This is a genomic window from Sediminibacterium sp., assembly GCF_051861365.1.
Lineage (GTDB): Bacteria > Bacteroidota > Bacteroidia > Chitinophagales > Chitinophagaceae > Sediminibacterium.
This window is the reverse complement of sequence record NZ_JBHYCW010000011.1, coordinates 90,664-104,180: the sequence shown is the minus strand read 5'-3', so window position 1 is coordinate 104,180 and position 13,517 is coordinate 90,664. Positions and strand designations below refer to the sequence as shown.

Below are 13,517 nucleotides of genomic sequence, written 5' to 3'. Positions count from 1 at the left end.
AGTGAGTAATGGTGCAGAGAATGATCTTACCATTTTTAAAGAGAACTGTGGTCAATGGAACAACCACAATTTTTATGGGGATAAAATATATTACAATAAAGAGTGGTTCGCTGACTTTGAAACTCAACAAAATAGCCAAATGTTCACCCCAGTAAAAGCCATAAAAGGCAAAAATATAAGACTCGAACAGTTTGATAGAGCTGCTGAGGATATCTATTCAAAACTGGTTTCCTCTATTAGACAACCCATAGAATCTTTCTTTAACTGGCTCAATGCCAAAACAGAAATACAAAATGCACATAGAGTCAGATCAACAAAGGGACTACTCGTTCATATCTTTGGAAAAATCGCAGCAGCATTCCTAAATCAGGTTTTCAACCCTTGATTCGCATTTGTAGTGATGCAATAAACGGATCTTTTTTTCCTAATGCTTGAATGACAGAATTGCTTAATATAGAAAAATCAGCTTTAGCTGCTTCATATTTTTTTCTATTGGTATAAAACCATTCTTTGGTATTGTTCTTTTTGAGCTCTTTTAAAAAACTCAATGTTGTTTTTTGTAGCATAAACGATTTATTGTGCAGCCACTAATTCTAAAAACTCAGCTTCGCTGATGATTTTAATACTGTTGATCTTTTTTGCTTTTTCCAATTTACTGCCTGCATCTTCTCCAACAACCAAGTAGTTCAGTTTGTTGCTTACACCACTCAAAATTTGTCCGCCATGTGCTTCTGCCATGGCTTCAGCTTCACTTCTTTTTAATTGGTTAAGCGTACCGGTAAATAGAAATGTTTGTCCTTGTAAACTACCGCTTCCTCCGGTTTCTTTTTTTGTATTCTTCAGTTGTAAGCCTAATAATTCTAGCTGCTGCAGCATTTGAATATTCTGTTCATTACTAAAGAACTGGAAAATACTTTTGGCTACTTTGATACCTACATCCTCCAATTGTTGCAATTCCTCTTCTGTTTTTCTCTGATAATCTAGTAAATGCTCTACTGCGTTAGCAAGTGTTTTTGCTGTGGTTTCTCCTACAAAACGAATGCCGAGTCCGTATATCAATCGGTACAAAGGTTGTTGTTTAGACGCTTCAATAGCGGTGCGTAAATTATCCAGACTCTTTTTACCAAACCCCTCCAACTGACCAATCTTCTCAAAATCAAGTGTATAAATACCCGGAATATCTTTTAATAATCCCAATTCATAAAATTTGCGGACGTTGGCTTCGCCGAAGCTTTTTATATCCATAGCGTCTTTACTCACAAAATGAATGATTCTTTCTACTACCTGTGCTTCACATTCTATATTGATACATCTCCAAACAGCTTCTGCTTCTTCTTTGAATAAGATAGAATGACAAACCGGACAGTTTTTCGGAAATAAAATATTTTCTTCATTCCCTGTGCGCAGCTCAGGCATCGACTTAACAATCTGTGGTATTACATCACCTGCTCTTTCTATTAAAACAGTATCGCCGATCTTTAAATCTTTTTCTTTGATGTATTCTTCATTATGAACTGAAATACTGCTAACCGTTACGCCCCCGAGATATACCGGATCTAATTTAGCAACCGGAGTTACGGCACCTGTTCTCCCAACTTGAAATTCAATACTTCTGAGTTGGGTAGTGGCTTGCCTGGCTTTAAACTTAAAAGCAATAGCCCATCTGGGATGATGAGAAGTCATGCCCATTTTTTCTTGTAGCTGCAAGTCATTCACTTTTACTACCATTCCATCAATTTCATAGGGCAGGTCATCGCGACCTTCTTCAAAAGCCAAACAGTAATCGATCACACCTTGAATGCCCTTGACTACTTTTTTCTCCTTTTCCGGTGAACGAAATCCAAGTTGCCATAATAAGGAAAGATTACCTCCATGGGTATCAAGTAATGAGGAATGCACTGCTGCGTTATTGGTTTCCTTGGTATAAAAACTAATGTGGTATAAGAAAGCATCCAGTCCACGCTCTGCTACATCTTTCGGATCCTTCATACGCAAAGTTCCGGAAGCAGCATTTCTTGGATTGGCTAGGGGGGGAAGATTTCTGCTGGTTTGTAATTGATTGTATTGGTCAAAAGATGATTTACTCATGATCACTTCTCCTCTGATCTCCACTTGCTGAATGCCAAAGGAAGAAAAGGTTGCAGAGAGGGGAATGGATCTGATTTGTTTGATATTGTTGGTGATCTCTTCCCCTTCTACACCATCACCGCGCGTAGCGGCTCTTACCAACTGATCATGTTCATAAATAAGAGAAATACTGGCGCCATCAAACTTGGGTTCGATACAATATTCAATTTCATCCAATCCCGTTAGTTCCCTTGCTTTGCGATCAAAATCTCTTAGATCATCTGCATTATAACTATTATCTAAACTCAACATTGGAACCAAATGACTAACGGTTGTAAACTGACTATTCAAACTGCTCCCCACTCTTTGTGTTGGAGAGTCTGAAGTAATGAGTGAAGGGTTTTTTTCCTCAGATCGTTGAAGTAGTTTATATAACTGATCGTATTCATAATCTGAGATCAATGGCTCATTTAAAACATAATATCTGTACTCATGAAACCGTAAGATCTTTCTGAGTTGTTGGCATTCTTCAGCAGTATTCATGAAAGTTTCCTGGGTTATTTTTGATAACCAATCACTGGTTGCAGACTGTAACTGCTGGGTAAGTCCGGTCGAATACATAAGTATAATTTACGCGATAAAGTTAGTGGCTAATTGTTTTAGTGAAAACATCTAAAAGCAAGATACAGGCTATGGTTAATCTTTGTATCTTGCCGCACCCTGAGACTGCAAGATTGCTTAAAACGGATACCCCCGATGAAGAAACATTCCGGAAAAAACACCCATGAGCCTCACCAGGTGAAAGATGCTGTAAAACTGGTACAATCATACCCTTCCGCTGCCATTACAGTTGACTGTGTCATTTTTGGTTTTGAAGAAAACAAGTTGAAAGTATTATTGATCAAAAGTGATTTGGAAGTATATAAAGAGCAGTATTCTTTATTGGGAGATATCGTTCAGGAAAACGAAGACTTGGATGATGCAGCATATCGTATATTAAAACAAAGAACGGGGATGAATGATGTGTTTCTGGAACAGGTAAAAGTGTTCGGTAATCCGGATAGACATCCCGGAGGACGAGTGATCACGATCGCTTATTGTTCATTGTTGAATATTAATCATCATGAGTTAAAAATCCATGATAATGATTTAGATTGGTACAGTGTGAATGGCATTAAAACAATGGCTTTCGATCACATAGATATTGTGGATGTTTGTCACAAATGGTTACAAAAAAGAATTCAGGAACATCCGCTTGGGTTTAATCTTTTACCGGAGAAATTTTCTTTACGTGAACTGCAAAATTTATATGAAGCGATTCTAGGGGTAAGTTTGGATAGAAGAAATTTTAGAAAAAAATTCGCTTCCATGGATTTACTGATCGATATCAATGAAATGGAGCAGGATGTGCCACATCGACCCGGTAAACTCTATAAGTTCAATTTTGAGAAATATGCTAAGAATAAACGCAAATGGGTAGGTATAGATTTTTAAAGAATCTCTATTTTAATTCTTTTATCTTATTCACTATCATCTCTAGTTATATAAGTAATCCTTCATAGATATACTTGTTCAGGTTTGGATCATTTCAAGTACTTTTACTTGCTAACGGCACAGCTATGTTATATTCAATGACCGGTTATGGAAGAGCAGAACAAACATTGGCAGATAAAACCTATCTGGTAGAAGTTCGCTCTCTCAATGGCAAACAATTTGACCTTCGCTTGACCATTCCTTCTTTGCTCAAACCCTTTGAGTTTGAGATCAGAAATATTTTGAATGAAGGACTGCAACGTGGTAGTGTAGAGTGCAGTATTACCATCAAACAAAACGGGGCTAGTAAGCCGGTAAGTATCAATAAGGAATTGGCAAAAGCCTATTATCAACCGGTGGCTGAATTGGCGGATGAGTTACAATTGCAAAAAGGCGATATCCTGAGCACCATTCTAAAACTTCCTGATGTGATTACTCCTTCTACAGAAATGATCACAGATGATGAATGGAAATCATTCGAAAAAGTGTTGAAAGAAGCCATTGCGCAACTCAATGACCATCGCAAAGACGAAGGAAGATCATTGGAAGCGGATCTCAATCAGCGACTCGCTAATATTGAAACACATCAGGCTACTATTACCACATTAGAACCTTTAAGAAGAGGAAAAATCAAAGAAGGTATCATTAAAGTGTTGGAAGAAAATGTAGGTAAGGAGAATTATGATCCCAATAGAATGGAACAGGAGTTGATCTACTATATTGAAAAGATCGATATCAGTGAAGAACAGGTAAGACTGAAAAATCATTGTGATTATTTCCGTTTAATTTTAGCGGAGAAAGAAACAAGCAAAGGCAAAAAATTATCTTTTATACTTCAGGAATTCGGTAGAGAAATTAATACCATGGGTTCCAAAGCATATGATTCACAGATTCAACAATGTGTGATACTCATGAAAGATGAATTGGAAAAAGCCAAAGAGCAAATCCTGAATGTTTTATAATATTCTTGAATAGGTGAAAGTTTTCTTGTTATTAATTTAGCATTGTGAAAAATAGTATTTACATAGCCAGTGTTTGTGCCCTGCTATTATTTGCATGTGGTAAAGTCAATTTTTTCGAAAGAACTGAAAGATTCCCTCAACAAGAGTGGTCTGCTGAAGTAGAACCAACCGCCTCTTTTGATATACAAGATACTTCCTCATTGTACCATATTTATGTGGTATTGAGACATACAGATGCTTATCGTTATAACAATATCTGGATCAATGTTATTACCCAATCACCCAATGACTCAGCTAAAACTCAATTGCTAAATATTGCCTTAGCAGACAATACCAAAGGATGGTTGGGAAGTGGTATGGATGATATTTACGATAGAAGAGCCCGCATTACCCGTGAACCTATTGCACTCAAAAAAGGTTTATATACTTTCAAGTTGAAACAAGCAATGCGTGAAGACCCGCTTGCGTATGTAATGAGTGCTGGTATAAGGGTAGAAAAAATACAACCATGAGTCTCAGCAAGACCAAAGGATTAACAGTTGTAATTGTTGTTTACTGGGTATTACTCAGTTATATGGTGGCAGCATTGATCTGGTGGTTTATTGCGTTAGAGCGACAAAATACCAGTATTACTCAAATTCGATTGGCTGAGCTTACAAAAGATGATCCTGCTTATATTGAAAAAGTAGCTGTGATAGAAGATGCTAAGAAGAGAAAAACGGCTCAATATATTGGTGAAGGTGTTACTTTTTTAGCATTGATTTTAGTAGGTGCCGTATTTGTTTTCAGAGCCACCCGTCGTCAATTAAGACTGTCTCAGCAACAGCAAAACTTCATGATGGCAGTTACTCATGAATTAAAAACACCTATTGCCATTACGAGGTTAAATCTTGAAACCCTCCAGAAACGAAAGCTCGAAGAAGAGAAGCAACAAAAGTTGATCAGCAATACCTTACAGGAAGCCAATCGGCTGAATATACTTTGTAATAATATTTTACTGGCAGCACAGTTAGATGCCGGTGCTTATGCTTCCAATAAAGAAGAAATCAATTTTTCAGATTTGGTAGAAGGCTGTATCGATGATTTTATAACACGTTTTCCAAAAAGGGAAGTAAGAGAGCTGATTACAGAAGGCTTGTACATTCAAGGTGAAACCCTATTGCTGCAGATGTTGGTCAATAACTTGCTTGAAAATGCCATGAAATACTCCCCCAAAGAATCTCCGATTCAAATATCACTGCATGCAGAGAAAAATGAATTGATACTAAGTATTTCAGATCAGGGAGTAGGTATACCCGACGAAGAAAAAAAGAAAGTATTTGATAAGTTCTATCGCGTAGGTAATGAAAACACGCGTACTACCAAAGGAACGGGTTTGGGTCTTTATTTATGCAGCCGAATCGTTAAAAGTCATAATGGCTACATTTCTGTGACAGATAATCAGCCACAGGGAAGTAATTTTGTGGTAACCTTACAACAGGCATAATGGCATCAAAAGCAAATATATTACTGGTAGAAGACGAAGAGAATCTTCATGAAACCCTCAAGTTAAACTTAGAGATGGAAGGTTATGAAGTGAGTTCTGCATTCAATGGAACCGAAGCATTGAAAAAAATTGCCAATGAATACTTCGATCTGATCATTATGGATATCATGTTGCCGGAAGTAGATGGTATTGCGGTTACAGAAAGTGTTCGTGTTAATAACAATGAAGTGCCCATTTTAATGCTCAGTGCAAAAAATGCAGGTAGTGATCGTGTGTTAGGGTTAAAAAAAGGAGCAGACGATTATCTCACCAAGCCCTTTAACCTAGAGGAATTGTTATTAAGGGTAGAAAAGCTCATTAACAAGAATAAAAAACTACAAGAAAAAGAAACCGTAGGCGATACCTATGAATTCGGTAATAACAAAGTAGACTTTAAGGCACAAGACGCCATTACCTGGAATGGACAACATATTGAGCTGAGTAAAAAAGAAGCCATGCTTCTAAAATTACTCATTGAGAATAAAGGAGAGGTTGTAACACGAGAAAAAATTCTACAAGTGGTTTGGGGTTATAATGTGTATCCCACTACCCGTACCATCGATAATTTCATCCTTAGTTTCCGTAAGTATTTTGAAGAAGACAGCAGAAACCCGCGCTATTTTCACTCAGTTAGAGGAGTAGGGTACAAATACATGGATTAGTTAATCTCTTAGAGGTTATCAAAATTCCTAATCTGATTTTGAGCCATGAGCTGCAAGCCTCGAGTTTTGCTGAAGCTTTCTAGTCCAAATTATTGCTAATAAAATGTGTATTGGCTCGTAGCTCACAGCCCGTGACTCATAGCTGATAATAGAAGTATATTCTAAACACACTTAAGCTTATCTTTTGTTCTTTCTACACAATTTTTGGTGTGACTGAGCGTTATCTCTCTGAAAAAATAACGCATGTCCCTAGATACGATTATAGATTTTTTAGAGCCGGTGAATATTGCAGAGCTTTCCAATGATGAGGGCTATAAAGACACGCAAATGGGTAAGCATATCGCTGTATATGATGATGGATTTCCCGATATTGATCATGCAGATCTGGTAATCGTAGGATGTGGCGAAATGCGAGGAGCAGGTATTCAGTTCACACATACAGATAGTCCGAATGCCATCCGAAGTGAATTCTATCGTCTCTATCATTGGCATACGGAAGTAAACGTTGCAGACTTGGGTAATGTGAAATGTGGTGCAACACTGCAAGACAGTTATGCAGCACTTCGTATGGTGTTGCAGGAATTATTGTCGCTTGGAAAGAAAGTACTGATTTTAGGTGGCTCACACGATATTACCACTGCTCAATACCAAGCACAAACCGGAGAAGGAAAAATCATTGATGCGGCTTGTGTAGATGCCAGGATTGATATGGATATGGAGAGCATGACTCCTGCAGATAATTTTCTGGTAGACTTATTCACAGGTATGCCCAATTATTTAAGGCATTATAACCATATTGGTTTCCAAAGTTATTTCATGCATCCACAAATGCTGGAAACCATTGATAAACTTCGCTTTGACTGTTATCGTGTAGGAAAAGTGAGAGAAGACATTTCAGAGATGGAACCTGCTATCAGAAATAGTGATCTTTTTAGTTTCGATATTGCAGCCATTCAACATGCACACGCACCTGCTAACCATGTTACTCCCAATGGTTTTAATGGAGAAGAAGCCTGTACATTGATGCAATATGCAGGGATGAGTCATACTTGCAGGACCATTGGTATTTATGGATATATACCTGCACAGGATGTTCATCAAATGACGGCCAAACAAATTTCACATCTGATCTGGTATGCAATGGATGGTATTCAAAGAGGAAAGCAAGAAGCATCTATGGAAGACAGAAATGCTTTCAATGAGTTTACCTTGGCTTTTGCAGAAGTAGAAACTGTATTTCTGCAAAGTAAAAAAACAGGTCGCTGGTGGATGCAATTACATGATGGTAAATATATTGCCTGTAGTTATAGAGATTATCTTACAGCCTCCAATAATGATATTCCTGAAAGATGGATGCGCGCTGCTGAAAGAATCTAGGGGCTTTGACGAAGAGTCAGTACATTAGTCATCATAAAATCATTTTTGTATGATGCCATTTAGGGTTCGCTTTTTGCTACTTTCCATCATTTCACTTACAGCATGTTCAGTGCAGCGAACCATCCAAAAACAAGCTGATCATGCTATCTTTAAAGAAGCTGATCTTAAATCAGCCCATATTGGTATCAGTATTTTCGATCCCAAAAAAAAATCAATACCTCTATAATTACCAAGCGGATAAGCTCTTCCTGCCAGCGAGCAATACCAAACTTTTTACTTGTTATGCTGCTATGAAATATTTGGGAGACAGTATCAAAGGGTTACGTTATTATGTTGATCCATCTTCTGGTGTTATATGGGTAAGACCTACAGGTGATCCTACACTGTTGCATCCTGATTTTGTAAGACAACCTGTAATGGAATTTCTTCGCTCAGATACCAGCCGTGTTTATGCAAGCGTTGATCTTCCTTTTCAAACTACACAATGGGGTAGCGGATGGTCATGGAATGATTATCAACAAAATTATATGGCTGAACGAAGTACATTTCCTGTTTATGGGAATTTGATATGGATTCGTTACAAGGATAGTAGTATGCAGTGGTATCCCTCTACTATAAAAGCAGCGGATGGAAGTAAAACAGATTATACAGAAAATTTGAATCGCCGTTCAAATATGTACAGCTTTCGAAGAGCACAGCATGTCAATACATTAGTATACACTTCCAGTACATCTCCTTTTAAACAACAGCAAATTCCTTTTATAACCAGTGATACTTTTTCAGCCAAAGTGCTACAATCGGAAATCAAAGGGTTAAAGTGGACGAATAATTCTGCATCACAATTCAAAACCATGCCTGCTCCATCAAAGGAAGCGATACGCATTCTGTATTCACAACCCACAGATTCTGTGCTCCGACCTATGATGCACCAAAGTGATAACTTTTTTGCAGAACAATGCTTATTGATGGTAAGTGATGAGTTATTAAGTGTGATGAATGATCGCAAAGTGATCGACACTTTATTAAGAATGAATTTTTCAGAACTCGCTCAAAAGCCTAACTGGGTGGATGGGAGCGGACTGAGTAGGTATAATTTATTTACACCTCTGCATTTTATAAGTCTGTTACAAAAAATGAAAGCTGAATTTGATTGGAATAGGATTACAACCATCTTACCAACAGGTGGTACAGGTACGCTGAATAATTTTTATAAACCCCTTCAGCATAAAATTTTTGCCAAAACGGGAACTTTAAGTGGACAAGTAGCATTAAGCGGTTACCTGATTACCCGAAAAAATCGTACACTGATCTTTTCCGTATTGGTCAATAACCACCAAACATCTGCCGTATCTGTAAGAAGAGCGGTGGAAGCATTTTTAATGAATGTGAATAGGATATTTTGATGTGTAATGTTTCTCTTATCGCATCGATATACTGTTAAATGCTTTATTTTCACATATGTCATTTTCCAACTTACCCATAACAGATACTTCTTTACCGCAGGTACAGTCTGTTCCTTTTAAAAGTATACATGCAGACTATCTGAAAGTGCTACGCATCACATGGTTAATTACGTTTGGAATTATTTTAACAGCTCTGATTGTACTTTTTGTATTCGTGACAAAGTTGCAGACTACATGGCTTATATCAATAGGGGGTGGTTTGTATTTGATTGTAACTACTATTACAGTTGTATCCGGGACGCGTTCTTTTAAAAGAAAGAAGTATGCAGTACGTGAAAGAGATATTTTATATAGTACAGGTTGGCTTTTTCAAAATACACATATGGTTCCTTTCAATCGAATGCAACATTGTGTGGTGAACTCGGGTCCGATTGAAAGAAAATTCGGATTGGCATCCGTTAGTTTGTATACAGCTGCATCAGAGGGGAAAGATATTACCATACATGGCTTACTTCAAGGAGAAGCTGAACAGCTCAAGGACTTGATCATGCAACAAATTCAACCGCTGCAGTTACATGAAAACATTTGATCAGCCACAACGACAATCAGCATTTGCAGTATTCATGATGTTCTTTCACATTTTTCGTGTGGTGATAGGACAGGTATGGCCTGTTGCAATCGGTTTATTTTTTGGAAAGAAAGAAAATATTGGAATGAAGTTCCTGATCCTTGGAGGGGGACTGGTACTGTTTATTTTGATCAAAACATTGTTGGATTACTGGTTCATGAAATTCAGTATTCAGCAAGGACAATTGCTGGTACGAAAAGGTTTGTTCACTAAAAAGACAGTGACTATTCCATTAGAAAGAATACAAGCGGTACATCTAGAACAGAGCTTATTACATACGCTGACAAAAACATACAAAGTGTTGATTGATACAGCCGGAACCGATGAAGAGGAATTGAAAATTTATGCGATTGCGGCTGAAGATGCTACTGCTTTACGGCATATACTGCTTAATGCCATGCAGCCAAGAGGGGATGCTCAACAAGCCATCACCGCCACAACCGGTAGTAATTATGAAACCGTCAGTAAGTTGAATATCGGTGGACTACTCAAGTTAAGTCTATCTGCCAACCACTTGGAAACAATGGGTATTATTGCCGCTTTTGTAATCGGTAAATATGAAGACATCAAACCCCTCATTCATAAAATCCCATTATTAAAAGAGTTAGAATCTTATAGTGATACGGTTCAGTTTACATGGACAGTTATTGCGAGTTTAGTGATTATAAGTCTGTTGATCACCATATTGATCTCTATTGTTAGGACTTTCCTTCGGTTTTATGATTACACAGTGAGAAAAGATGGAAAAGGGTTTCATATACGGTGGGGGTTGTTGCAGATTAAACAGAAAATGATTCCTTTTAATAAAATTCAAATGGTTAGCTGGAGAAGTAATTTTATTAGAAGATTAATTGGAATGGGGTTGCTCCATCTTAAAATTGCAGGCCAGGATAAGGAAAAAATAAAGTTGAGATTGGAATTACCAATCACTTCTCCTGAACAGGTTACCGCCATTATTCAAACCTATCAATCATCATTACCGGCACAAGATGAAAGTGAAGGGTATCAAATACATCGTAGTTATATTTTTCAAAGAGCTTTTTTCATCACACTTCCTTTTTTATTGGTGCTTACAACAGGAGCGTACTTTGTATGGAAGTGGAATGCGTTGTTGATTTTATTATGGTGGCCTCTCAGTATGCTAAAAAACTGGTGGTATTGGAATAATTTTCGTTTTTGGATTGCTGATACCGGTGTTCAACGATACGCCAGCACTTTTGGAAAAAATGAAATGTTATTGAACTGGAATAATATTCAATACGTACAACTCAGACAATCACTCTTCCAAAAAAAGAAAGGATTGGCTACTTTATTTCTTCATACAGCAGGCGGTAGGTTTGAATTGCCTTTTATTCGGTATGAGCAGGGATTACAAATTAGTAATTATGCCTTGTATAAGACAGCGTCTACACAGCAAAATTGGATGTAGTTACTTGCCAAACATACGGTCTAAATAATCTTCTTTGAATTCAAGATAAGTAGGAGAGCCGGTAGGTGTTACTTTCGGGCTAGTGCAAGCAAACAATTCTTCCACCAACACCAGCATTTCTTTTTGCGAAAGTGTTTGTCCGGTCTTGATGGCTTGTTGACGAGCCATACAGCGAATCAGTTTTTCACGTTTGCTGAATTTGATATCCGAACTAAAATGTTTGAATTGTTCAATTAATAATTCAATGGCATGTTTCTCATTGCCGGGAAGTATATCAGCCGGTATGCCTTGAATTACAAAACTATTTTGTCCAAAAGGCTCCACCTGATAGCCAATGCTGGTAAGATCCGGCAATAAGTCTTGTAATAATGCCGCATCAGCAGCAGCCAGTTCCAAAGTGGCTGGGAAGAGGCTTTTCTGTGTGGCCATTTGTTGTCCATGAGCGGCTACACTGTATTTATCATATAATATTCTTTCATGTGCTAATTGCTGATGAACCAATATAAAACCACTATTGGTGGATGCGATGATATAGGTTTGATGTAGTTGAAGCAAAGGCGTATCCGGTAAAACATGTATGCCGGGCATCTTGGGTGTGATGCTTTGTAAAAGAGAACCGGAAAAATGATCTGCCTTTTTTTCTTTAGAGCCGGTTCCAGGACTCTCGAAAAAACTTTTCCAATGTTTCAACTCACCGGATGTCTTCTCCCGCTCAATAAAATGTGCCTGATTTTTTTGTGTGAAAGTCTGGTATAGGTTAGAAGAGGTAACTGCCTGTTTCTTATCGTCTGTAAAAGGTTTGTTGACTGCCTCCAGTCCCTGAATATCTGGGTTGAGTGTAAAATCAAGTGAAGGTGCAATGCTGAATTGTGCCAAAGCATGTTTTACAGCAGCTTGAACAAATGCATAGATGATTTTCTCATCTTCAAACTTGATCTCTTGTTTGGTAGGGTGAACATTGATATCTACTTGTGAAGGATCCAGATCAATGAAGAGAACATAGCCGGGGAAACTGTCTTTAGGAATCATTTCATCAAAAGCCGTATTCACTGCATGATTGAGATAAGCGCTTTTGATGAATCTGTTATTCACAAAAAAATACTGATCACCTCTTGTTTTACGGGCTGTTTCTGGTTTACCTACAAAACCATAAATATTCATGTAATCGGTTTTCTCTCCAACGCTAACAAGTTTGGCATTGTAAGTATTACCGAGTATTTGTACAATTCTTTGTTTAAGTGTTCCGGGTTCTAAATGAAATACTTCTTGTCCATTACTCGTGAGGGAAAAGAAGATCTCAGGAAAAGCCATGGCTACACGAATGAATTCATCCATGATATGGCGAAGTTCTGCTGCATTGCTCTTGAGAAAGTTTCTGCGGGCAGGAACATTGAAGAACAGGTTTTTCATGCTGATACTGGTACCAAGTGGACAAGCACATACTTCCTGTTTAATGACTTTGCTGTTTTCAATTTCAATATATGTGCCCAGTTCATCTTCTACACGTTTTGTTTTCATTTCCACTTGGGCTACGGCGGCTATTGAAGCTAGTGCTTCACCCCGAAACCCCATGGTTCTGATACGAAACAGGTCTTCAATTTGTCGGATTTTACTGGTGGCATGGCGTTCAAATGACATGCGGGCATCGGTATCACTCATCCCCTTGCCATTATCAATTACCTGAATCAATGCTTTACCGGCATCTGATACCAATAATCGGATATCAGTAGCACCGGCATCCACCGCATTTTCTAATAGTTCTTTGACAGCACTGGCTGGTCGTTGAATGACCTCACCGGCTGCAATCTGGTTGGCAATGTTATCGGGTAATAATTGAATGATATCGCTCACAAAAAAATCTCCTTGAATTCAGCCTGCAAAAATACGGCAAATGCCCGTGGCTTCGCAGTTTTGAAAACTTTTAAAACTTT

13 protein-coding genes are annotated in these 13,517 nt (G+C 38.0%); 10 read left to right on the top strand and 3 right to left on the bottom strand.

Annotated features, from left to right (window positions below; genetic code table 11):
* Positions 1-385 (top strand): hypothetical protein (locus ACTIEV_RS07185; protein WP_439516299.1); only part of this gene is annotated, 385 nt, incomplete at its 5' end.
* On the opposite strand, the gene ACTIEV_RS07180 is transcribed toward ACTIEV_RS07185, so the two are convergent.
* Positions 375-566, bottom strand: a complete 192-nt coding sequence (locus tag ACTIEV_RS07180; RefSeq protein ID WP_439516298.1) for a DUF2461 family protein — start codon at positions 564-566, stop codon at positions 375-377. The two genes, ACTIEV_RS07185 and ACTIEV_RS07180, sit on opposite strands and share 11 nt — an antisense overlap.
* Positions 567-573: 7 nt before the next feature.
* Entirely contained in the window at positions 574-2,688 is a 2,115-nt protein-coding gene (gene ligA / locus ACTIEV_RS07175; protein WP_322197070.1) for an NAD-dependent DNA ligase LigA, read from the bottom strand.
* Positions 2,689-2,823: 135 nt separating this feature from the next.
* Here ligA and ACTIEV_RS07170 point away from each other — a divergent pair, with 135 nt between their 5' ends.
* The 9 genes from ACTIEV_RS07170 to ACTIEV_RS07130 all read left to right on the top strand — a co-directional run bounded on the left by ACTIEV_RS07170 (position 2,824) and on the right by ACTIEV_RS07130 (position 11,586).
* Complete coding sequence (locus ACTIEV_RS07170) at positions 2,824-3,561, top strand: NUDIX hydrolase (RefSeq protein ID WP_322197069.1); 738 nt, start codon at positions 2,824-2,826, stop codon at positions 3,559-3,561.
* A gap of 125 nt (positions 3,562-3,686) precedes the next feature.
* Complete coding sequence (locus ACTIEV_RS07165; protein WP_322197068.1) at positions 3,687-4,562, top strand: YicC/YloC family endoribonuclease; 876 nt, start codon at positions 3,687-3,689, stop codon at positions 4,560-4,562.
* Between the two features lie 44 nt (positions 4,563-4,606).
* Complete coding sequence (locus ACTIEV_RS07160) at positions 4,607-5,074, top strand: gliding motility lipoprotein GldH (RefSeq protein WP_322197067.1); 468 nt, start codon at positions 4,607-4,609, stop codon at positions 5,072-5,074.
* The gene (locus ACTIEV_RS07155) at positions 5,071-6,048 is read left to right on the top strand and encodes a sensor histidine kinase (RefSeq protein ID WP_322197066.1); all 978 of its coding nucleotides are present in this window, start codon (positions 5,071-5,073) and stop codon (positions 6,046-6,048) included. Before ACTIEV_RS07160 ends, ACTIEV_RS07155 begins: the two co-directional genes overlap by 4 nt.
* Positions 6,048-6,749 (top strand): response regulator transcription factor, encoded by a 702-nt coding sequence (locus ACTIEV_RS07150; RefSeq protein WP_322197065.1) that lies wholly within the window; start codon positions 6,048-6,050, stop codon positions 6,747-6,749. Before ACTIEV_RS07155 ends, ACTIEV_RS07150 begins: the two co-directional genes overlap by 1 nt.
* A 243-nt stretch (positions 6,750-6,992) precedes the next feature.
* Positions 6,993-8,126 carry a formimidoylglutamase gene (locus ACTIEV_RS07145; protein ID WP_322197064.1) on the top strand — a complete coding sequence of 378 codons (1,134 nt, stop codon included), beginning with the start codon at positions 6,993-6,995 and terminating at the stop codon, positions 8,124-8,126.
* Positions 8,127-8,266: 140 nt separating this feature from the next.
* Positions 8,267-9,529 (top strand): D-alanyl-D-alanine carboxypeptidase/D-alanyl-D-alanine endopeptidase, encoded by a 1,263-nt coding sequence (dacB, locus tag ACTIEV_RS07140; RefSeq protein ID WP_322197063.1) that lies wholly within the window; start codon positions 8,267-8,269, stop codon positions 9,527-9,529.
* Positions 9,530-9,584: 55 nt separating this feature from the next.
* A complete protein-coding gene (locus tag ACTIEV_RS07135; RefSeq protein ID WP_322197062.1) occupies positions 9,585-10,118 on the top strand; it encodes a PH domain-containing protein in 534 nt (177 codons plus the stop codon).
* Positions 10,105-11,586 carry a PH domain-containing protein gene (locus ACTIEV_RS07130; protein ID WP_322197061.1) on the top strand — a complete coding sequence of 494 codons (1,482 nt, stop codon included), beginning with the start codon at positions 10,105-10,107 and terminating at the stop codon, positions 11,584-11,586. Before ACTIEV_RS07135 ends, ACTIEV_RS07130 begins: the two co-directional genes overlap by 14 nt.
* Here the strand turns inward: ACTIEV_RS07130 and mutL are convergent, their stop codons facing one another.
* A complete protein-coding gene (gene mutL / locus ACTIEV_RS07125; protein ID WP_322197060.1) occupies positions 11,587-13,437 on the bottom strand; it encodes a DNA mismatch repair endonuclease MutL in 1,851 nt (616 codons plus the stop codon).
* Positions 13,438-13,517: the final 80 nt, after the last annotated feature.

Bases quoted from the DNA above. Each gene is read 5' to 3' on its own strand.
- ACTIEV_RS07180 (WP_439516298.1), bottom strand. From the start codon at position 566: ATGCTACAAAAAACAACATTGAGTTTTTTAAAAGAGCTCAAAAAGAAC.
- ligA (WP_322197070.1), bottom strand. From the start codon at position 2,688: ATGTATTCGACCGGACTTACCCAGCAGTTACAGTCTGCAACCAGTGAT.
- ACTIEV_RS07170 (WP_322197069.1), top strand. From the start codon at position 2,824: ATGAAGAAACATTCCGGAAAAAACACCCATGAGCCTCACCAGGTGAAA.
- ACTIEV_RS07165 (WP_322197068.1), top strand. From the start codon at position 3,687: ATGTTATATTCAATGACCGGTTATGGAAGAGCAGAACAAACATTGGCA.
- ACTIEV_RS07155 (WP_322197066.1), top strand. From the start codon at position 5,071: ATGAGTCTCAGCAAGACCAAAGGATTAACAGTTGTAATTGTTGTTTAC.
- ACTIEV_RS07150 (WP_322197065.1), top strand. From the start codon at position 6,048: ATGGCATCAAAAGCAAATATATTACTGGTAGAAGACGAAGAGAATCTT.
- ACTIEV_RS07145 (WP_322197064.1), top strand. From the start codon at position 6,993: ATGTCCCTAGATACGATTATAGATTTTTTAGAGCCGGTGAATATTGCA.
- dacB (WP_322197063.1), top strand. From the start codon at position 8,267: ATGCTATCTTTAAAGAAGCTGATCTTAAATCAGCCCATATTGGTATCA.
- ACTIEV_RS07135 (WP_322197062.1), top strand. From the start codon at position 9,585: ATGTCATTTTCCAACTTACCCATAACAGATACTTCTTTACCGCAGGTA.
- ACTIEV_RS07130 (WP_322197061.1), top strand. From the start codon at position 10,105: ATGAAAACATTTGATCAGCCACAACGACAATCAGCATTTGCAGTATTC.